At 72.4% G+C, this 18,695-nt stretch carries 21 protein-coding genes; 8 read left to right on the top strand and 13 right to left on the bottom strand.

Translation table 11 applies throughout. The features are described from left to right. Window positions 1–5 precede the first annotated feature (5 nt). Window positions 6–446, bottom strand: coding sequence for an Lrp/AsnC family transcriptional regulator (locus tag H7827_RS25115; RefSeq protein WP_030728082.1), 441 nt, complete (start codon window positions 444–446; stop codon window positions 6–8). A gap of 67 nt (window positions 447–513) precedes the next feature. On the opposite strand from H7827_RS25115, the gene H7827_RS25110 reads away from it, so the two are divergent. The 5 genes from H7827_RS25110 to H7827_RS25090 all read left to right on the top strand — a co-directional run bounded on the left by H7827_RS25110 (window position 514) and on the right by H7827_RS25090 (window position 4,839). Continuing rightward, window positions 514–1,173 (top strand): HAD family hydrolase, encoded by a 660-nt coding sequence (locus tag H7827_RS25110; protein WP_432747427.1) that lies wholly within the window; start codon window positions 514–516, stop codon window positions 1,171–1,173. 84 nt (window positions 1,174–1,257) lie between these two features. Then, window positions 1,258–2,160 (top strand): ABC transporter ATP-binding protein, encoded by a 903-nt coding sequence (locus H7827_RS25105; protein WP_432747426.1) that lies wholly within the window; start codon window positions 1,258–1,260, stop codon window positions 2,158–2,160. 1 nt (window position 2,161) lies between these two features. Next, window positions 2,162–2,911 carry an ABC transporter permease gene (locus H7827_RS25100; protein ID WP_432747425.1) on the top strand — a complete coding sequence of 250 codons (750 nt, stop codon included), beginning with the start codon at window positions 2,162–2,164 and terminating at the stop codon, window positions 2,909–2,911. 46 nt (window positions 2,912–2,957) lie between these two features. Continuing rightward, on the top strand, window positions 2,958–4,211 hold the full coding sequence (locus H7827_RS25095; RefSeq protein WP_432747423.1) for a sensor histidine kinase: 1,254 nt from the start codon (window positions 2,958–2,960) through the stop codon (window positions 4,209–4,211). Further along, window positions 4,204–4,839 carry a response regulator gene (locus H7827_RS25090; protein ID WP_030728094.1) on the top strand — a complete coding sequence of 212 codons (636 nt, stop codon included), beginning with the start codon at window positions 4,204–4,206 and terminating at the stop codon, window positions 4,837–4,839. The genes H7827_RS25095 and H7827_RS25090 overlap by 8 nt, the downstream gene beginning before the upstream one ends. A gap of 66 nt (window positions 4,840–4,905) precedes the next feature. Here the strand turns inward: H7827_RS25090 and H7827_RS25085 are convergent, their stop codons facing one another. Genes H7827_RS25085 through H7827_RS25075 form a run of 3 tightly spaced genes read right to left on the bottom strand, consistent with a single transcriptional unit; the run spans window position 4,906 to window position 7,213 of the window. Then, window positions 4,906–5,367 carry a nuclear transport factor 2 family protein gene (locus H7827_RS25085; RefSeq protein ID WP_432747422.1) on the bottom strand — a complete coding sequence of 154 codons (462 nt, stop codon included), beginning with the start codon at window positions 5,365–5,367 and terminating at the stop codon, window positions 4,906–4,908. Beyond that, a complete protein-coding gene (locus tag H7827_RS25080; RefSeq protein ID WP_432747420.1) occupies window positions 5,364–6,293 on the bottom strand; it encodes an SDR family NAD(P)-dependent oxidoreductase in 930 nt (309 codons plus the stop codon). Before H7827_RS25080 ends, H7827_RS25085 begins: the two co-directional genes overlap by 4 nt. A gap of 14 nt (window positions 6,294–6,307) precedes the next feature. Continuing rightward, window positions 6,308–7,213, bottom strand: a complete 906-nt coding sequence (locus tag H7827_RS25075; RefSeq protein ID WP_432747419.1) for an oxidoreductase — start codon at window positions 7,211–7,213, stop codon at window positions 6,308–6,310. A gap of 65 nt (window positions 7,214–7,278) precedes the next feature. On the opposite strand from H7827_RS25075, the gene H7827_RS25070 reads away from it, so the two are divergent. Next, window positions 7,279–7,896 carry a TetR/AcrR family transcriptional regulator gene (locus H7827_RS25070; RefSeq protein ID WP_386538286.1) on the top strand — a complete coding sequence of 206 codons (618 nt, stop codon included), beginning with the start codon at window positions 7,279–7,281 and terminating at the stop codon, window positions 7,894–7,896. Window positions 7,897–8,052: 156 nt separating this feature from the next. Here the strand turns inward: H7827_RS25070 and H7827_RS25065 are convergent, their stop codons facing one another. From H7827_RS25065 to H7827_RS25040, 6 genes are all read right to left on the bottom strand, one after another. Continuing rightward, entirely contained in the window at window positions 8,053–8,823 is a 771-nt protein-coding gene (locus H7827_RS25065; protein WP_386538309.1) for an urease accessory protein UreD, read from the bottom strand. Then, entirely contained in the window at window positions 8,820–9,551 is a 732-nt protein-coding gene (gene ureG, locus H7827_RS25060) for an urease accessory protein UreG (protein WP_432747417.1), read from the bottom strand. The genes H7827_RS25065 and ureG overlap by 4 nt, the downstream gene beginning before the upstream one ends. Before the next feature lie 33 nt (window positions 9,552–9,584). Continuing rightward, window positions 9,585–10,259 (bottom strand): urease accessory protein UreF, encoded by a 675-nt coding sequence (locus tag H7827_RS25055; RefSeq protein WP_432747416.1) that lies wholly within the window; start codon window positions 10,257–10,259, stop codon window positions 9,585–9,587. Then, on the bottom strand, window positions 10,259–11,980 hold the full coding sequence (locus H7827_RS25050; protein ID WP_432747415.1) for an urease subunit alpha: 1,722 nt from the start codon (window positions 11,978–11,980) through the stop codon (window positions 10,259–10,261). The genes H7827_RS25055 and H7827_RS25050 overlap by 1 nt, the downstream gene beginning before the upstream one ends. 111 nt (window positions 11,981–12,091) lie before the next feature. Then, complete coding sequence (locus H7827_RS25045; protein WP_030728120.1) at window positions 12,092–12,397, bottom strand: urease subunit beta; 306 nt, start codon at window positions 12,395–12,397, stop codon at window positions 12,092–12,094. A 26-nt stretch (window positions 12,398–12,423) separates the two neighbouring features. Continuing rightward, window positions 12,424–12,726, bottom strand: coding sequence for an urease subunit gamma (locus H7827_RS25040; RefSeq protein ID WP_200368108.1), 303 nt, complete (start codon window positions 12,724–12,726; stop codon window positions 12,424–12,426). Between the two features lie 224 nt (window positions 12,727–12,950). Between H7827_RS25040 and H7827_RS25035 the strand changes: the two genes are divergently transcribed. After that, on the top strand, window positions 12,951–13,979 hold the full coding sequence (locus tag H7827_RS25035) for an aspartate-semialdehyde dehydrogenase (protein WP_200368107.1): 1,029 nt from the start codon (window positions 12,951–12,953) through the stop codon (window positions 13,977–13,979). Window positions 13,980–14,130: 151 nt separating this feature from the next. On the opposite strand, the gene H7827_RS25030 is transcribed toward H7827_RS25035, so the two are convergent. The 3 genes from H7827_RS25030 to H7827_RS25020 form a co-directional block, all read right to left on the bottom strand. After that, entirely contained in the window at window positions 14,131–15,300 is a 1,170-nt protein-coding gene (locus tag H7827_RS25030; RefSeq protein ID WP_432747414.1) for a DUF5685 family protein, read from the bottom strand. 124 nt (window positions 15,301–15,424) lie between these two features. Next, a complete protein-coding gene (locus tag H7827_RS25025; RefSeq protein ID WP_030728132.1) occupies window positions 15,425–16,498 on the bottom strand; it encodes a S1 family peptidase in 1,074 nt (357 codons plus the stop codon). A gap of 426 nt (window positions 16,499–16,924) precedes the next feature. Continuing rightward, a complete protein-coding gene (locus tag H7827_RS25020) occupies window positions 16,925–17,842 on the bottom strand; it encodes a S1 family peptidase (RefSeq protein ID WP_386538274.1) in 918 nt (305 codons plus the stop codon). 370 nt (window positions 17,843–18,212) lie between these two features. Here H7827_RS25020 and H7827_RS25015 point away from each other — a divergent pair, with 370 nt between their 5' ends. Beyond that, window positions 18,213–18,653, top strand: coding sequence for a cell division protein SepF (locus tag H7827_RS25015; RefSeq protein ID WP_386538273.1), 441 nt, complete (start codon window positions 18,213–18,215; stop codon window positions 18,651–18,653). Window positions 18,654–18,695 lie beyond the last annotated feature (42 nt).

The raw sequence follows: 18,695 nt of genomic DNA, 5'->3' as shown, positions 1-18,695 counted from the left end.
GGGGCTCAGATCCGGGGCGGGCGGGCCTCGTACGGGGTGGACAGGACGACGGTGGTGCGGGTGGAGACCCCGGCCAGCGAACGGACCCGGGCCAGCAGGTGCTCCAGCTCGATGGGCGTGCCGACCCGGACCTTCAGGATGTAGTTCTCGTCGCCGGCGACGCTGTGGCAGGCCTCGATCTCGGGCACCTCGGCGAGCCGCTCCGCGATGTCGTCGGGGGCGCTGGGGTCGAACGGCTTGACGGAGATGAAGGCGGTCAGCGGCAGACTGATGGCCTGCGGGTCGACGATGGCGCTGTACCCGCGGATGACGCCGCGCTGTTCCAGGCGGCGTACCCGCTGGTGCACGGCCGAGGTGGAAAGCCCGGTGGCCTTTCCGAGGTCGGTATAGCTCATCCGCCCGTCCTTGACGAGCAACTCCACGATCCGGCGATCCAGTTCCTCCACGGTGCGTAACCTACCGGACGCGGGCGGGGCCAGGGGGGCGTACCGGCGGCGGGGGTAGGGTGCGGGGGTGTCTTCCGCTATCGAACTGGTGATTTTCGACTGCGACGGGGTGCTGGTGGACAGCGAGCCCCTGGCGCTGCGCGTGTGTGTGGAGCTGGGTGCCGAGCTGGGCTGGCCGCTGACCGAGCGGGAGATCGTCGACCGGTTCCTGGGGCGCTCCGAGCGCTCGGTGAGCGCGCAGGTCGCCGAGCGGCTGGGCGAGGAGGCGGCGGCGCGGTGGAACGCGCTGTACCGCTCCCGGCTGGCGGCGGCGATCGACGCGGAGCTGCTGCCGGTGCCCGGGATCGTCGAGGCCCTGGAGGCGATCGTGCTGCCGCGCTGCATCGCCTCCAGCGGCTCGCACGAGAAGATGCGGCGCACGCTGGGCCGCACCGGCCTGTGGGACCGGTTCGAGGGGCGGATCTTCAGCGCCTCGGAGGTGGCGCGGGGCAAGCCGGAGCCGGACCTGTTCCTGCACGCCGCCCAGCGGCTGGGGGTGGAGCCGGGGCGCTGCGCGGTGGTGGAGGACAGCCAGTACGGGGTGCGGGCGGCGCGGGCGGCCGGGATGCGGTCCTTCGGGTACGCGGGCGGGCTGACCCCGGCGCCGTGGCTGGAGGGCGCGGACACGGTGGTGTTCGAGGACATGCGCAAGCTGCCGGACCTGCTGCGGAGCGCCGGGCAGGGATGATGCCGGCATCCACCGATCGGGGGATGCGAGGTCTGGCCCGGTGGGCGATGTGGCGGGGGTGCCCGCCGCGGAACGCTGGTGGGCATGGCAATCATCGAAGTCAGCGGGCTGCGCAAGCGTTACGGGGGCAGGCCCGTGGTCGACGGGGTGTCCTTCTCCGTCGACGAGGGGGAGATCTTCGGCATCCTCGGGCCGAACGGGGCGGGCAAGACCACGACGGTGGAGTGCGTCGAGGGTCTGCGGGTGCCGGACGAGGGGCATGTGCGGGTGGCGGGGCTCGACCCGCTGCAGGACCGCGCGGGGGTGACCGAACTGCTGGGGGCGCAGCTGCAGCAGAGCGCGCTCCAGCCCAAGCTCACGGTCCGGGAGGCACTGGAGCTGTACGCCTCGTTCTACCGGCGGCCGGCCGACTGGCGGCCGCTGGCGGAGCGGCTGGGCCTGGGTGACCAGCTGGAGACGCGGTTCGCGAAGCTGTCGGGCGGTCAGCAGCAGCGGCTGTTCATCGCGCTGGCCCTGATCGGCGGTCCGCGGGTGGTCGTGCTGGACGAGCTGACGACGGGGCTCGATCCGCACGGCCGGCGGGAGACGTGGGAGCTGATCGAGGAGGTGCGGAACTCGGGCGTCACGGTGCTGCTGGTCACCCACTTCATGGAGGAGGCGCAGCGGCTGTGCGACCGGGTCGCGGTCATCGACAGCGGGCGGATCGCGGCGCTCGACACACCCCAGGGGCTGATCGAGCGGGCGGCCGGTTCCACGGTCATCTCCTTCGTCCCGTCCCGGCCGCTGAGCGACGACGAGCTGGCCGCGCTGCCGCTGGTGCGCTGGGAGCGGCGCAAGGACGACCGGCTGGTGATCGAGGGCGACGACGCGTCGGCGAACGCGGTCATCGCCCTGCTGGCCCGGCAGCGGATCACGGTCCGGCAGTTGCGGGTCACCGACGCCACCCTTGACGACGCCTATCTCGGCCTGACCGCGAAGGAGAGCTGACATGTCGACCACACATGCTTCCCGGGCGGTGCTGAAGAGCGAGTTCCGGCTGTTCGGCAGAGAGCCGGGGGCGATCTTCTGGATTCTGGTCTTCCCCACCGCGCTGATCACGATCCTGGGGCTGATCCCGGCCTTCCGCGAGGTGGGCGAGGATCTGGACGGCCGGCGGGTCATCGACCTGTACGTGCCGGTGGCCGTCCTGCTGTCGATGATCGTGGCCGGTATCCAGTCGATGCCGGCGGTGCTGGTGGGCTACCGCGAGCGCGGCATCCTGCGCCGGCTGTCCGCCACCCCGGCCCGGCCGCAGAGTCTGCTGACGGCACAGCTGGTGCTGCACGGGGCGGCGATCGCCCTGTCGGTGCTGCTGGCCCTGACGGTGGGCAGAGTGGTGTTCGACGTGGCGCTGCCGGGACAGCTCGCCGGGTACGTCCTGGCGGTGGTCCTCACGGCGGGGGCCGCTCTGGCGCTGGGGGCCACCATCGCGGCCGTCTCCCGTACCGGCAAGATCGCGCAGACGGTGGGCACCATCGTCTTCTTCCCGGCGATGTTCACCGCCGGTGTGTGGCTGCCGGTGCAGACGATGCCGGACACCCTGCGCGAGATCGTCCAGCTGACCCCGTTCGGGGCCGCCTCCCAGGCCCTGGACCAGGCCGCGACGGGCAGCTGGCCCGGCTGGGCACCGCTGGCGCTGACCGCGCTGTGGGCGCTGGTGCTGACCGCCGTGGCCGTCCGCCGGTTCCGCTGGGAGTAGCACCGTGCGGGCGGGCGAAGGGGAGACGGACGGCATGCTGGGGGGCATGACGGACACCCGGATCACGGTCGAGGAGGGCTGGGAGCGGTTCTACCGCTGGGGCCCCTACGGCGCGCTGGGGCTCAGCGTGCTGCTGTCCCTGCTCACTTTCGGGATCATCACCACGCCCAGGGGTCTGTACGTCGGCGGTGTGCTGGTGACCGCCGCCGTCGCCCTCCAGGTGTGGCGGGGGCGGGCGCTGCGCCTCGGCGACCCGCCGGGCTCGGTCGGCGGCCAGGTGTACTACTGGATGAGGGCCGCGCTCGCCTTCGCCCTCAACTGGATCAACCCGTTCTTCGGTGTCTACGCGGTGCTCGGCTACTTCGACCCGGCCCGGCTGCTGCCCGGCCGGGCCGTCCGGGCCGGACTGCTGGCCACCGCGGTCATCATGGCCGGCTCCAACATGGGAGGCTTCCCGCCGCAGGGGGGCGTGTCCTGGGGCGCGTTCGGGGCGCTGTTCGTGCTGCACGGCTCCCTCACCCTGGTGTTCGGCCATCTCGGCGGCCGCGAGGAGGAGCGCGCCCGGGCCCGGGCCGCCACCATCGAGGAGCTGGAGCGCGCCAACACCCGTCTGGAGCAGGCGCTGCGGGACAACGCCGCCCTGCAGAACATGCTGGTCGTCCAGGCCCGGGAGGCCGGGGCCACCCAGGAACGGCAGCGGCTGGCGGCCGAGATCCACGACACCATCGCCCAGGGGCTCACCGGGATCATCACCCAGCTCCAGGCCGCCACCGCCGCCACCGACGAGGCCACATCCCGGGCCCATGTGACCCGCGCCGCGACGCTGGCCAGGACGAGCCTGGGCGAGGCCCGCCGCTCGGTGCAGAACCTGGGCCCGGGGGCGCTGGAGCACCACAGTCTGGCCGAGGCCCTCAAGAAGGCCGTGGACGCGTGGACGGAGGAGTTCGGGGTGCAGGCGATGTTCACCATCACCGGCACCGTGGAGCCGTTGCACGAGGAGGTGGAGGCCACCTTGCTGCGCATCGCCCAGGAGGCGCTGGCCAACGCCGGGCGGCACGCGGCGGCAGGCCGGGTCGGGGTCACGCTGTCCTACATGGACGACGAGGTGACCCTGGACGTGCGCGACGACGGCCGGGGATTCGACCTCCGGGTGCCGCGCCCGAGGGAGAGTCCCGGCGGCTTCGGGCTGGGCGGGATGCGGGCCCGGGCGGCACGGCTGGCCGGCACGGTGGACATCGAATCCGAGCCCGGCCAGGGCACGGCGGTCTCCGCTCGCGTACCGTTGGTGCGCCATGGCTGAGCAACGCCCCATCACCCTGCTGATCGTTGACGACCACCCCGTCGTCCGGGACGGCCTGCGCGGCATGTTCGCCACCGCGCCCGAGTTCGAGGTCCTCGGCGAGGCGGCGGACGGGCCCACGGGCGTGGAGCTGGCGCGGCGCCTGACGCCGGACGTGGTGCTGATGGATCTGCGGATGCCGGGCGGCGGCGGAGTGGCGGCCATCCGCGAGCTCGGCCGTCGCGGCCTGAGCAGCAAGGTGCTGGTCCTGACCACCTACGACACCGACTCCGACACCCTCCCGGCCATCGAGGCGGGCGCCACCGGCTATCTGCTCAAGGACACCCCGCGCGAGGACCTGTTCGCGGCGGTCCGGGCGGCGGCGGAGGGCCGTACGGTGCTCTCCCCGGCCGTGGCGACACGGCTGGTCTCGCGGGTCCGCGAGCCCGTCGGCGAAGCGCTGAGCGTCCGCGAACGCCAGGTGCTCGGGCTCGTCGCCAAGGGCGGCTCCAACCGGGAGATCGCCGCCGAGCTGTTCATCAGCGAGGCCACCGTGAAGACCCATCTCGCCCACCTCTACACCAAACTGGGCGTCAAGGACCGCGCGGCGGCCGTCGCCACGGCGTACGAACGCGGCATCCTCGGCTGAAGCCCGTCGCACCCGTCCCCGGGGCAGGCCCGCCGTACAAGCGGTGCCAGGAGCTGCGGGGCGTGCTCAGGCGCCTGGGACAGGCCCTGCCAGATGGCTGTTCTCCTGGTGGGTGGCGGTGAGCTTGACGCTGTTGAGGCGCCAGCCGCGCGGTGTCCGGACGGCTTCGTTGTCGTAGAAGCCGACGACCAGCCATCGGTCCGGCCCGCCGCCTGCCCGCTCCTTCGGCACCCAGTGTTCGGCGCGGACGTGCGCGTGGAGGGCCGCGCGATCGCCGTCGATGTCGACGACGTGGCCGGTGATGGTGTGGTGGGTGGCGGAGAAGGGGGCGAAGGCTTGGCCCAGCACGTGGACGTACGCGTCGAGCGGCACGGTCGTCGGCGGCAGGCCGATGACCGAGGAGAAATCGAGGGTCACCGAGTCCGCGTAGACGAGGGAGGGGAGGCGGGTGAACTCCTTGAGGTCGGCGATGTCGGCGTAGCGGCCCATCAGTTCGATCAGTTCGATGCGGTCGGCGAGCGTGGTCATGAAGGACTTCCTGCGGACTCGGATGCGGGCGTGGATACGGGTTTCGGTTTCCGGGACCGGTGGCTCACCGCGAGGAGGCCGTCCAGCAGCCGGGCCGGCAGGAAACGGGCGAGAGGGATGATGAAGGCGGCGTCCGTACCGAGGGTGTACCTGGTGCGTGGGCGGGGTGTGGTCGCCACCCTGGCGATCCTGGCCCCCGCTGTGGCCGCCGGCAGGGCGCGTTCCAGGAAGGCTGTGTTCGACGACACCGTCGCGTTGATGAGGTCGCCGTAGAGGCGCTGGTGCTCGGTGGTCATCCCGGCGGCGAGGTCGAGGGAGATGTCACCGCTGCGGGCGGCCATCTCGGTCCGGACACCGCCGGGCTGGACGACGACCACCTGCACGCCGTGCGCCGCGACTTCGCGGCGCAGGGAGTCGCTGGCCGCCTCCAGGGCGAACTTGGTTCCCGCGTAGGCCCCGAAGACGGGCAGCGCGGCCACCCCGCCCACGGAACTGATGTTGACGATCCTGCCCCGGCTCCGCCGCAGGAAGGGCAGGAGTTCCTGGATGACGGCGATGTGCCCGAAGAGGTTCACCTCGAACTGTTCGCGCCACAGGGAAAGGGGCAGCACTTCGACGGGGGCGTTGATCTCGATCCCCGCGTTGTTGACCAGGACACGCAGGACGCGCCGCTCGGGGTCGTCGGCGATCCGTCGGGCCAGGGCCTCGATGTGTTCGGGGACGGTGATGTCCAGGGTGACCGGTTCGACGCCGTCGGCGCGGACGGCGTGGGCCTCGCTGTCGGTGCGTACCCCGGCGAGGACGTGGTAGCCCATGGCGGCGAGGGCCTGCGCCGTCGCGGCTCCGATGCCCGACGATGCCCCGGAGACGACGGCGAGTTCGTTCTTCTGAGGTTTCTTCCGCGGGTCTTTCCGTGGACGGGTCACAGCGGTGGTTCCTTTCACGAGGCGGGGGGCGCGGGTGTGTCGAGGGGGAAGCGCGTGCCGGTCAGTTCCTCCGACACCTCCCACAGCCGTCGTGCCGCCGAGCCGTCACGTGCCCGGGCGGCCCGTCCGACCAGCGTCGGCGCACCGCGCATGCCACACAGCCGGTCGGGGCCGGCATAGCTGTCGCCGGGAAGGTCCGCGGTGGCGGCGTACAGGGTGGGCAGGGCTCCGTCCTCGGCGCTGTGGGCGACGAGCCCGACGAGGAACTTCTCGGCGCGGAAGCCGAGGGAGGGCTTCTCCTCCGCCCGCATCAGGTTCGTCGAGGAGATGCCGGGATGCGCGGCTGTGGAGATGACACGTGATCCCGCGCGGGTGAGTCTGCGCTGGAGTTCGGCGGCGAACAGGAGGTTGGCCAGTTTGGACTGCGCGTAGGCGGCGTTCGGCCGGTACGGCCTGCGTTCCCACTGGAGGTCGGAGAAGTCCAGGGAGCCGATCCGGTGGCCGAGTGAGGCCACCGTCACCACCCGTCCCCTGATGCGCGGAAGGAGCAGGTTCGTCAGGGCGAAGTGCCCCAGGTGGTTGGTCCCGAACTGCAACTCGAATCCGTCCGCGGTCCGGGAGAGCGGCCCCAGGGAGAGACCAGCGTTGTTGATCAGCAGATCGACGGGGCCCGGGAGTTTGTGGGCGAACGCCCGTACGGAGGAGAGGTCGGCGAGATCGAGGGTGTGCACCTGGACCGTGCCCGTCATGGTGGCCGCCACCGCTTCCCCCTTGTCCGGATCGCGTACGGCCAGGACCACCCGCGCACCGCGCTCGGCGAGCAGGCGGGCGGTGACGAGCCCGATACCGCTGTTCGCGCCGGTGACGACGGCGGTGCGGCCGGTCAGGTCGGGAAGGTCGGCCGGGGAGAATCTGGGCATGGCACGAGAGTAGTCAGTGGCAACATTGTTGTCAATGGCAACATTGTGCTGAGTAGGCTGGCTCCATGCCAGACACCAGCCAGCAGCGCCCCTATCACCACGGGAATCTCCGCACGGTGCTGCTCGACGCGGCGGAGCGCAGTCTGAGGGCGCACGGGGTCGAGCAGCTCTCCCTGCGGGACCTGGCACGGGACATCGGAGTCAGTCACGCGGCGCCCCGCCGGCACTTCGCGGACCGCCGCGCGCTGCTGGACGCCCTCGCCGAGTCGGGATTCGTCCGCCTGGGCGCCGAGCTGCGGGCCGCGGTGGACGAGATCGGCGACGAGGACGATCTGCCCGCTCGCCTGCACGCCTTCGCGTGGGCCTACGCCCGGTTCGCGACCGAGAACGCCGCGCTGACGGGGCTGATGAACTCCAGCAAGCACCGCCCGGGGGCGACCGCGGTCGCCGAGGCCGCGGCGGCCGCGTTCGGGCAGATCGGCGACCTGATCGAAGAGGGCCAGGAGCGCGGCGCGTTGGAGGAGGGCGACCCGGAGGACATCGGGCTCATCATCTACGCCACCGTCCTGGGGATCACGTCCATGGTCAACAGCGGCATGATCGAGCCGGGACGGCTCGAGGGACTCGTGGACACAGCGGTGACACAGTTCCTGAGAGGCGCCCGCCCCACAGGGCCGCGCTGACCCGGCCGCGAGACCGGGGCGCGCCCTTGGCCGGGACCCGTCGCCAGACCGCCGGCGGCGGCTACCCGCTCCTGGCGGCGCGGACCCGACCCGCGCGGCCCGCCATGCGGCGCACCCCTGCGCCGCCGCCCCCAGGGGGGAGGGGCCACCCCGTCCTCACCCCGACCGCAGCCCGGCGGTGATCAGGTCCTCGCCGCGCGCCAGCAGGCGGGAGAGCGCCAGGCCGTCCGGGGCCAGGGCCGTGACCAGGGCGCCGGGGCCCGCCAGCGGGGTCAGGACGGCGGTGGGGCCGAGCAGCTCCGGTTCCACCGGCCGTTTCCCGAAGTCGGGATCGATCACCAGCAGTTGGCCCACGGCCCGGTGCGATCCGAGCACCGCACCGCCGCGCCATCCCGGAACCCCGGGGCCGAAGCTCAATTCCTGGTCCAGCAGGGGCCGCCCACCCCCGCGCACGATCAGGCGGGTGCTGAGCCGCCCCGCCGGTTCACCCGCGCGCCCCAGGATCTGCTGTTCCCGCAGCCACAGCCGGGCGCCCGGCGCCAGCGCCACCCGCGTGGTCATCCGCAGCACGCTGTCCGCCGCACAGATCAGCGGCTCCGGCCACCAGTGCAGGACGCCGCCCTCCCCCACCGTCAGCTCGGTGTCGTAGGACGCCTCAGCGCCGTCCCGGCCCGGCCCGGGCAGGGCCACCATGGACGCCGCCGAGGTCACCCGCAGCGCCGCGCCGGGCTCCACCGTCACGGACATCCGCAGCCGGTCGCCGCCCAGCGGCCCGCTCATCCCGCCGACCGTCGTGACCTGCGCCCACGTCCCCGCGGCCCGCTCCCGGGGCCGGGTGCGCCGTACCGCCAGCGGCCCCTCACCGCTCAGCACCGGCAGCCGGCCACCGGGTGCCGCCGTGATCCTGGCCCGCGCCCGGACGGTCATACGGCCGCCGGGTCCGGTGCGGCCCACGCGGCCAGCCGCTCCCGTACCCACTCCCGCACCGGCGCCACCCCGTCCGGCGCCCGCAGCGAGGTGAAGGCGACCGGCAGGTCCCCGCGCTGCGCCTTCGCGTCGCGCGCCATCGCCTCCAGGTCGGAGCCGACGTACGGCGCCAGGTCGGTCTTGTTGACGACCAGCAGGTCGGCGCCGGTCACCCCGGGACCGCCCTTGCGCGGGATGTCGTCCCCCGCCGCCACGTCGATGACGAAGATCTGGGCGTCCACCAGGCCCCGGGAGAAAGTGGCGGTGAGATTGTCGCCGCCGGACTCCACCAGGATCAGATCCAGCGGGCCGTTGGCGTCCTCCAGTTCCTCCACGGCCTCCAGGTTCGCGGAGATGTCGTCGCGGATCGCGGTGTGCGGGCAGGCGCCGGTCTCCACCGCCGTGATCCGCTCGGGCGGCAGGACGGCCTCGCGCAGCAGATGGTCGGCGTCCTCGCGGGTGTAGATGTCGTTGGTCACCACGGCGATGGACAGGTCGGCGCGCAGCGCCCGGCACAGGGCGGCGACGGTTGCGGTCTTGCCGGAGCCGACCGGTCCGCCCAGCCCGATGCGCAAAGCGCGCCGCCGGCCGTCCGGGCGCGTGAGGTGTGCCCCGCCCGAAGAGCTTGGGGAAGGTCCGGCGCCGTGCGTGTGCCGCTCCGGGAAGGTTTCGGGATGGTTCAGGTGCATGGGCGGTCTCCTCGGGAGGCGGTGGGGCGGCGGTCAGGAGGCGAACAGCCGGCCGGTCCGCACGGCGTGCTGCTGCGCGGCGATGTCCAGCAGCGGGGCGGAGGCGGCGGGCAGGGCGTCGGTGCCGTGCGCGGGCAGGGCCAGTGCCGCCTGGACGGCGCGGGCGGCCACGGCGTCGATCCCGGGGCCGAGGCGGGCGAGCAGCGCGGTGGCGTCGAAGGGGTCCAGCCCCAGCAGCCGTACCACCGCGGTGGCCGGGCCGCTGACGGATTCGTACGCGGCGGCCTGGGCGGCGTCGTACGGGGTGAGCCCCGCGGCACGGGCGGCCAGCCCCAGCACGACGGGCTGGTGGAGGCCGCCGGGGTGGCGGCGGGCGACGGCGTCGAGGGCGGGGTCGGGCCAGGTGGCACGGGCGGCGCGCAGCAATTGCCGCCCCAGCCGGCGTGCGGCGACGCGCAGGGCGGGCGCGGGGGTCCTGGCGTCGGCCGCGGCGTCGAGTTCTCCCGGGTCGTGGCCGGCGGTCCCGGCGGCGGCGAGGGCGGCGGCGACCAGTCCGGTGGTGTGCAGCCGGCCGTGACAGAAGCCGGCGAGGTCCTCGGGGCCGGTGAGCTCTCCGGAGCGTACGGCGGTCTCCGCCCCGCCGGAATGGGCGTGGGATCCGGCGGGGAAGCGGCCGTCGGCGAGCAGCAGCAGTGCGGCGGCCGGCATCAGAAGAGGAAGTATCGCTGGGCCAGGGGGAGTTCCGTGGCGGGTTCGGGTACGACGCGGTCGCCGTCGATGGTGACGGTGAAGGTGTCGGGGTCGACGGTGACATGGGGCCGCGCGTCGTTGTTGCGCATGTCGGCCTTTCCGGTCCGCCGGGTGTCGCGGATCGCGGTGAACCGTTTCCCCACTCCGAGGCGCTCGGGCAGCCCGTCGTGCACGGCGGCCTCGGTGACGAAGTTGACGGAATTGGCCGCCGGGGCGCGGCCGACACCGCCGAACATCGGCCGGGGCAGCACCGGCTGCGGTGTGGGGATGGAGGCGTTGGCATCGCCCATCTGGGCGTACGCGATCTGGCCGCCCTTGAGCACCACGTCGGGCTTCACACCGAAGAACGCCGGCTGCCACAGCACCAGATCGGCGAGCTTGCCGGGGGTCACCGAGCCGATCTCGTGGTCCAGGCCCTGCGCGATCGCCGGGTTGATCGTGTACTTGGCCACGTAGCGGCGGGCCCGGTGGTTGTCGGCGGGGCCGTCCCCGGGCAGCGCGCCGCGCCGCCGCTTCATCACGTGCGCGGTCTGCCAGGTGCGCAGGATGACCTCGCCCGCGCGGCCCATGGCCTGGGAGTCGGAGGACAGGATCGAAATGGCCCCGAGGTCGTGCAGGATGTCCTCGGCCGCGATGGTGGTGGGCCGGATACGGGATTCGGCGAAGGCCAGGTCCTCGGGGACGGCCGGGTTGAGGTGGTGGCAGACCATCAGCATGTCGAGGTGTTCCTCGACGGTGTTGACGGTGTGCGGCCGGGTGGGGTTGGTGGAGGACGGCAGCACGTGCGGTTCGGAGACCACGGTGATGATGTCGGGCGCGTGCCCGCCGCCGGCGCCCTCGGTGTGGTACGCGTGGATGGACCGCCCGCCGATCGCGGCGAGGGTGTCGGCGACGAACCCGGCCTCGTTCAGGGTGTCGGTGTGCAGGGCGAGCTGGGCGCCGGACTCGTCGCACACCCGCAGACAGGCGTCGATGACGGCCGGGGTGGCGCCCCAGTCCTCGTGGATCTTGAAGCCGACGGCGCCCGCCCGCAGCTGGGCGCGCATGGCGTCCTGGGCGGTGGTGTTGCCCTTGCCGAGCAGCCCGAGGTTGACGGGGTAGCCGTCCATGGCTTCGAAGATCCGGGCCAGGTGCCAGGCGCCGGGGGTGACGGTGGTGGCCTTGGAGCCCTCGGCGGGGCCGGTGCCGCCGCCGACGAGGGTGGTGACACCGGAGGCGAGGGACTCCTGGGCGATCTGTGGGCAGATGAGATGGACGTGGGCGTCGACGCCGCCGGCGGTGAGGATCTTGCCGTTGCCCGCGATGATCTCGGTCTCCGGGCCGATGATCAGCTCGGGATGCACCCCGTCCATGGTGTCGGGGTTGCCCGCCTTGCCGAGCGCGGTGATCCGGCCGTCCCTGATGCCCACGTCGGCCTTGCCGGTCCGGTCGTGGTCCAGGACGATCACGCCGGTGATCACCGTGTCCGGAGCGCCCTCGGCGCGGCTGACCCGGGACTGGCCCATCGATTCGCGGATGACCTTGCCGCCGCCGAAGACGGCTTCCTCACCGGCCCGGCCGGGGCCGCCGCACAGGTCCTCCTCGATCTCGATGAACAGATCCGTGTCGGCCAGCCGCACCCGGTCCCCGCTGGTGGGGCCGAAGAGATCCGCGTACGCCGCCCTGCCGAGTTCAGCCATCGCCCGTCCTTCCGTTCGCTTCCGCAGCCGATTGCGCACCCGCGCCCACCGCCGTCCCGCACCCGAGCGCGCGGGGTACCGGCGGTCCGGCCGCGGCCCCGCGTACGCCGTTCACAGCGGTCCGTTCGTCTCGCCGCGCAGCCCCGGGACGATCCGGCGGCCGGCGATCGGTACCAGCTCGACCTCCACCGGGATGCCGGGCTCGAAGCGGACGGCGGTGCCCGCCGCGATGCCCAGGCGCTTGCCGTGCGCGGCGGCGCGGTCGAAGTCCAGGCCGGGGTTGGCCTCGGCGAAGTGGTAGTGCGAGCCGACCTGCACGGGCCGGTCCGCGGTGTTCCGTACGGTCAGCCGGGTGACCGGCGCGCCCTCGTTGAGCGGGACGGGGGTGTCGGCGTAGCGGATCTCGCCAGGGATCACAGGGGGTACTCCCGCCGGGTCGGAGGTCAGACGATGGGCTCGTGGACGGTGACGAGCTTGGTGCCGTCCGGGAAGGTGGCCTCGACCTGGACGTCGTGGATCATCTCCGGGACGCCCTCCATCACCTCGGCGCGGGTGAGGACCTCGCGCCCGGAGGCCATGAGTTCGGCCACGGTGCGGCCGTCGCGGGCGCCCTCCAGGAGGTGGACGGTGATCAGGGCGATCGCCTCCGGGTGGTTGAGCCGCAGTCCCCGGTCGCGCCGCCGGGCGGCCACGTCGGCGGCCACATGGATCAGCAGCCGCTCCTGCTCGTGCGGGGTCAGTCGCATCCGTCGTTCCACCTCGCCGTCGTCACCGGGCGGTACGCGCCGGTCACCCGGAGGCTAGTTCGGCCGCGTTTCATGGGCGTTACTTCCATACAGAAGTATCTTCACGGTCTCCCTCGGCGGACGTGACCGACATCAAAGAATTAGCTGTTGTCGAATGGACAAGGCAGGGTAGAAGCCCCGGCGCACGGGACGTGAGCTGGACAGTCATGGACGCAAGGAGCCACATGAAGATCGGGATCGTCGGAGCCACCGGCCAGGTCGGCGGTGTGATGCGCGGGATTCTGGCAGAACGGAAGTTCCCGGCCGATCAGCTGCGGCTGTTCGCCTCCGCCCGTTCCGCGGGCCGTACGCTGCCGTGGCAGGGCGGCGAGGTCACCGTCGAGGATGCCGCCACCGCCGACTACTCCGGCCTGGACATCGTGCTGTTCTCGGCGGGCAAGACCACCTCCAGGGCGCTGGCCGAGAAGGTCGCCGCCGCGGGTGCCGTGGTGATCGACAACTCCTCCGGCTGGCGCATGGACCCCGAGGTCCCGCTGGTGGTCTCGGAGGTCAACCCCCACGCGATCGCCGACCGCCCCAAGGGCATCATCGCCAACCCGAACTGCACCACCATGGCCGCGATGCCGGTGCTGCGTCCGCTGCACGCCGCCGCCGGGCTCACCTCCCTGGTCGTCGCCACCTATCAGGCGGTCTCCGGCAGCGGTCTGGCCGGCGTCGCCGAGCTGGACGAGCAGACGCGGGCGGCCGTCGCCCAGGACGCCACCCGGCTGACCTTCGACGGCACCGCGGTGGACTTCCCCGCCCCGAACAACTATGTGCGGCCCATCGCCTTCAATGTGCTGCCGATGGCCGGCTCCATCGTGGACGACGGCCTGGACGAGACCGACGAGGAGCAGAAGCTCCGCAACGAGAGCCGAAAGATCCTGGAGATCCCGGCCCTGAAGGTGTCCGGCACCTGTGTGCGGGTGCCGGTCTTCTCCGGCCACTCCCTCCAGATCAACGCCCGCTTCGACCAGCCGCTGAGCCCCGACCGGGCCCGCGAGCTGCTGGCGGACGCCGAGGGTGTGGTTCTGTCGGACGTGCCCACCCCGCAGCAGGCGGCCGGCCGCGACGCCAGCTACGTGGGCCGCATCCGCCGTGACGAGACGGTGGACCACGGTCTGGCCCTGTTCGTCGCCAACGACAACCTCCGCAAGGGCGCGGCCCTCAACGCCGTCCAGATCGCGGAGCTGGTGGCGGCCGAGCGCGGCTGAGCGCCGACCGCCCGTGGGTGCCGGCCCGACGGCCGGCACCCGCGGGCGGCTCTGGACGTTCCCCGGCCGCCGCGACCGGATGAGGTGGGTCCGCGGCCCGGGCCGGCGGCTCGTCGGCGCCCTCCCGCAGGGCCCCGTACCTGATCCCGAGTCAGCAGTCGCAGCCGCAGTTGCAGTCGCAGCACCCGCCGTCGTCACCGCAGGAACAGCACGAGCAGCAGTCGCACCCGCTGCAGCAGTCACAGTAGTGACAGCAGCCGTGGCGCTGCTTGCCGGTCCACGGATCCGTGTAGTCCTCGCGGCAGCAGATCTGGCAGGTGCAGAACATGCCCGACCAGACCAGACAGCCGGCCGCCCAGCCCCGCCGACGGCGCCCGAGGTCCGGCGGGTCCGTGAGATCGGGCGGGTCCGTGAGATCGGGCGTCGCCTGCGCGGTGGCACCGTGCCGGCACGCCGCCCCGCCGGGACCGGCGAACGTACGGTCCACCGCCCGCCGCAGCTCGTGCACGAGCAGCACATGCACCAGCCGCTCGTCGCGGAACTCCGCCTCCCGCAGGGCCAGTCGCACCCCCAGCACCGCGTCGTCGCACAGCCGCCGTGCCTCCGCCCGCGAGGTGGCGGTCGCGGTGAGCGGGTTCCAGGCACCGTCGCGCGCGTCCTGATCCTGGTCCTCCACCGCGTCCAGCAGATGCGCCAGCCGCCCGAAGTACCGTCCGGCGTCCGCCAGTGCCCGGGCGTTGCCGGGACGCCCCGCCAGGGTGGCCGTGTGCGCGAACGCCGCGGCCGTCGCCGTCTCGGTCGGCTCGGTCACGGTCAGCAGCGGCCCGCCCGGCACCGCCGCCGCCTCCAGTTCCTGCTGCCGGCCGATGGCGTCCGTGAGCCCCGTCGCGTCGAACCCCACCGCCGCCCCGCCCCTGGCTCCGGCCCGTTCCCAGCCACGCGCCACCCGCCCGGCCGCCACCGCCAGCGAACGGCGGCGCAACGCCCCGTCCCCGTCCAGCGCGTGGTCGCGCAGCTTGGCCGAGGCCAGCACCAGGGAGACGGCGGCCGCCAGCGCCGCGCCCTCTCCCCTGGCGACCGAGGCCGTGCGCATGCCGCGCAGCGGGCACGGACCGGCCGTACGCCGCACCGGCCCGGACTCCGGCGCGGCCTGGGCCTCGTACAGCACGGATATCAGCAGGCCGTCGTAGTTCGTCGCCAGCCGGGCCGCCTGACCGTGCGTGCCGCGCAGGGCCAGGCACAGGCCGCACAAATGCGCCATCCACTGCTCGCCGAGTCCGGCCGGCAGCCGGTGCCGACAGGGCCTGATGATGCCGAACACGCCACGTCCCCCCATGGGTCCACACACAACCGAAGCCCCCGGCCCGTTCCCGGGCCGGGGGCTTCGCAGTGTGTCACCGGGTCCCGCCGCGCGCGGCGGCAGGCCGTGGACTGTGGGGATCCTGTTACGGGATGGTGGCGCCCACCGCGTTCAGCGCCGCGACCACCGGCTGGAAGAAGGTGGTACCGCCGCTGGAGCAGTTGCCGCTGCCGCCCGAGGTCAGGCCGTGTGCGGTGTTGCCCGAGAAGAGGGCGCCGCCGCTGTCACCGGGCTCGGCGCACACGGTGGTCTGGATGGTGCCGCGCACCGTGCCCTGCGGGTAGGTGACCGACACGTTCAGCGCGGTGACCGTGCCGCTGTGCCGACCGGTGGTGGAGCCGGAGCGCTCGACCGTCTGGCCGACGACCGGGTTGGCCGCACCGGTGATCGAGCGGGTGGAACCGTTGTACAGGTTCACCGAGCTGGGGCTGGCGATGCTGGAGCTGTACCTGCCGGCCGCGTAGTCGGAGCCCGGGAACACACTGGTGCTCAGGGTGCCGAAGGCCGCGCCGCCGGAGGTGGCCGACCAGCTGCTGCCGGTCGAGCCGCAGTGACCGGCCGTCAGGAAGCCGCGCTGGCCGCCGATGGTGACGTTGAAGCCGAGCGAGCAGCGGGCGCCGGAGGTGTAGATGGCGTCACCACCCGCGATGTAGGGCGAGAACTCGCCCTCGACCTGCTCCAGGACGGCCTGGCCGCCCAGGGCCTCCACACCGCTGCGGAGCTCGGCCAGCGCGTCGCCGGTCACGGTGGAGTCCACCGTCACCTTGACGGCGTTGGAGACGGGGTCGATGCCCCAGGCCGTGCCGGGCACGGCGAGTTCCTCGACCTCGTCGGCCGCGGCCTCCAGCTGGGCCAGGGTGTGGTCCACCAGGCGCGCTTCGGCACCGGTGGCCTGGACCTCGGAGACGGCGGCGGTGTCCGTGACGTTCACCACGAGGGTTTCGGTCTGGGCGTCGTAGAAGGTGCCGGCCGTGTTGGCGGACAGCGTGTCCTCCAGGGTGGTCGCCAGTTCGACGGCCGCCTGCGAGGACAGGACATCCGGGGTGAAGGTGGGGGTCTGGGCGTTCGCCTGAGACATGGTGAACGTCCCGGCCAGCAGTGCGGCAACGCCGGTGGCGGCCATCGTGATACGCCGCGCGGACATGCGTCGGTTTGTCACGCTCGTTTCCTCCTGTGGGGGTTGGAGCCCATTGGCTCCGGAGAGAGCAGGAACCTGACTCTTCAGCCACGTTCATGCCAAGCGGTGATGGCGAGTATTCCCATCCTGCCCCGGCCCACACAAGAACGACTTCACGCCCGCCACGGCCGTTCGTCCCTCGCACACACGTCCAGGCGATGTGTCCCGAACTCGCCCGATATTCCTCGACACTTCGCCACGCTACGCGCGTTGAGCCCCCGTCAGCTCGCCCTGAGTAAGGACTAGACCTGTCTGTAAATCATCGCTCGGGGTTCGCTCATCGTTCGCAGGAGTCCGGATTTCGTGACATCCGCCGTGCGCACGCTCCCCATACGGCCGCCCCCGTCCGGGTGACCCGGACGGGGGCGGCGAGTGGTGGCGAGGGTTCCTCAAAGGGACCCGGACCCGTTACGGGATGCTGGCCCCGTAGGCGCTCAGCGCCGCCGTGACCGGCTGGAAGTACGTGGTACCGCCGACGCTGCAGTTGCCGCTGCCGCCGGAGGTCAGACCGATGGCGGTGTTGCCGGAGAACAGCGGGCCGCCGCTGTCGCCGGGCTCGGCGCAGACATTGGTACGGATCATCCCGTAGACGATGTCACCGCCGCCGTAGTTCACGGTGTAGTTCAGGCCGGTCACCGAGCCCGAGCGCAGCCCGGTGGTGGAACCGGAGCGCTGCACGGCCAGGCCATTGGTGGCGTTGGCCGCACCGGTGATGGTCCGGTAGGTGCCGTTGTAGAGGTAGACGTTGCTGGGACGGGCCAGCGAGGAGTTCGTGTACGAGATCAGCCCGTAGTCGTTGACGGGGAAGCTGGAGCCGATCGTGGAACCGATGACGGTGGTGCGGGCGGAGTTGGCCCACCAGGTGCCCGCTCCGTCCGTACAGTGGCCGGCGGTCAGCAGGACCGTCGTACCGCCGCGGGTGGCGTTGAAGCCCGCGGAGCAGCGCCAGCCACTCGCGTAGATGGCGTCCCCGCCGGACAGGTAGTTCTCCAGCGTGCCCGGAGTGCGCTCGATGCTGATGGCCCCGGCCAGGGAGCCCGCGCTGTCCTTGATCTCCGCGATCTCCTCCCGGGTGACGGTGGAGTCCACGGTGACGACGACCTGGCCGGTCTCCTCGTCCACCGTCCACGCGGTTCCCGCGATGTCGGCGGCGAGCACGGCGCTGTCCGCCGTGGCCAGCTGCGTGGTGCTGAAGGTCTGCACCGGCTCGGCGGCGGCGGTGCTGGGCAGCACGAAGGCTGTCAGCGCCGCCACGCCGGAGGCGGCGGCGATCAGCCGCAGCCGCTTGACGAGGCGTCTGTGGGGGTTGGGGCGCTCGGAACTCACGATTTCCTCCGTGGGGAATCTGGGGCCCGCTGGATGTGTGGGCCCGTGAGGCGTGGCCGGGGCCGTGCCGTCGTGTTCATCGGCATGACCCTGACAAGCGCTGCACCGAATCTTCACCACAGGCGCCCCGATTGCCAAGAACAAGTTTCAGCCACTCCACGGAACCTCCCCACCCGATCGGCCGAGTGCCCGAAACTCACTCTCCGTCAGTTGGGTGGCGCGCCGCTTCTCCTGATGGGGCGCCATAATCGATTGCACCAGAACCGTCACGAAATCCAGTTCCGGCGCCAATCCACTTGGCGCATCATCCGCATCATGGATGACGATAGGGGTGTGGGCGGTTTCGAGCCGCGTTAGAGAGGAGGCATCCATGGGATCGGTACGCAAGGCGAGCGCCTGGCTCGGCCTCGTCGAGGACCGCGAGATGCGCTACTACGACGACGAGTACGCCGAGGGACCCGAGCCGGGCGACAGCACCGAGCCGTGGGCCACCGACCCCGCGGTGCGGGTGGTGGAGGAGCCGGAGCCCGAGGGCGACAGCGGCCGGATCGCGACGGTGACGCCGGAGAGCTTCCGCGACGCCCGCCGCATCGGGGAACTGTTCCGTGACGGGGTGCCGGTGGTCATCAACCTCACCGCCATGGAGCCCGGCGACGCCAAACGCGTCGTCGACTTCGCGGCGGGCCTGATCTTCGGCCTGCGCGGCTCCATCGACCGGGTGGCCAACCGTGTCTTCCTGCTGACCCCCGGCGACTACAAGGTGGTCAGCGACAGCCGCCGGCACGCCACCGGCTTCTTCAACCAGAGCTGAGCCGTCACAGCCGGTGCGCGCCCGCCCGGGCGCGCACCACGC

Origin of the sequence: Streptomyces sp. JH002 (assembly GCF_050916115.1) — a bacterium.
GTDB classification, from domain to species: Bacteria; Actinomycetota; Actinomycetes; order Streptomycetales; family Streptomycetaceae; genus Streptomyces; species Streptomyces xiamenensis.
Note: the sequence above shows the minus strand (reverse complement) of the source record. Positions and strands in the feature narration are given on the sequence as shown.

Bases quoted from the DNA above. Each gene is read 5' to 3' on its own strand.
- H7827_RS25095 (WP_432747423.1), top strand. From the start codon at position 2,958: ATGACGGACACCCGGATCACGGTCGAGGAGGGCTGGGAGCGGTTCTAC.
- H7827_RS25105 (WP_432747426.1), top strand. From the start codon at position 1,258: ATGGCAATCATCGAAGTCAGCGGGCTGCGCAAGCGTTACGGGGGCAGG.
- H7827_RS25075 (WP_432747419.1), bottom strand. From the start codon at position 7,213: ATGCCCAGATTCTCCCCGGCCGACCTTCCCGACCTGACCGGCCGCACC.
- H7827_RS25090 (WP_030728094.1), top strand. From the start codon at position 4,204: ATGGCTGAGCAACGCCCCATCACCCTGCTGATCGTTGACGACCACCCC.
- H7827_RS25055 (WP_432747416.1), bottom strand. From the start codon at position 10,259: ATGCCGGCCGCCGCACTGCTGCTGCTCGCCGACGGCCGCTTCCCCGCC.
- H7827_RS25035 (WP_200368107.1), top strand. From the start codon at position 12,951: ATGAAGATCGGGATCGTCGGAGCCACCGGCCAGGTCGGCGGTGTGATG.
- ureG (WP_432747417.1), bottom strand. From the start codon at position 9,551: ATGCACCTGAACCATCCCGAAACCTTCCCGGAGCGGCACACGCACGGC.
- H7827_RS25100 (WP_432747425.1), top strand. From the start codon at position 2,162: ATGTCGACCACACATGCTTCCCGGGCGGTGCTGAAGAGCGAGTTCCGG.
- H7827_RS25040 (WP_200368108.1), bottom strand. From the start codon at position 12,726: ATGCGACTGACCCCGCACGAGCAGGAGCGGCTGCTGATCCATGTGGCC.
- H7827_RS25085 (WP_432747422.1), bottom strand. From the start codon at position 5,367: ATGACCACGCTCGCCGACCGCATCGAACTGATCGAACTGATGGGCCGC.
- H7827_RS25015 (WP_386538273.1), top strand. From the start codon at position 18,213: ATGGGATCGGTACGCAAGGCGAGCGCCTGGCTCGGCCTCGTCGAGGAC.
- H7827_RS25070 (WP_386538286.1), top strand. From the start codon at position 7,279: ATGCCAGACACCAGCCAGCAGCGCCCCTATCACCACGGGAATCTCCGC.
- H7827_RS25050 (WP_432747415.1), bottom strand. From the start codon at position 11,980: ATGGCTGAACTCGGCAGGGCGGCGTACGCGGATCTCTTCGGCCCCACC.
- H7827_RS25065 (WP_386538309.1), bottom strand. From the start codon at position 8,823: ATGACCGTCCGGGCGCGGGCCAGGATCACGGCGGCACCCGGTGGCCGG.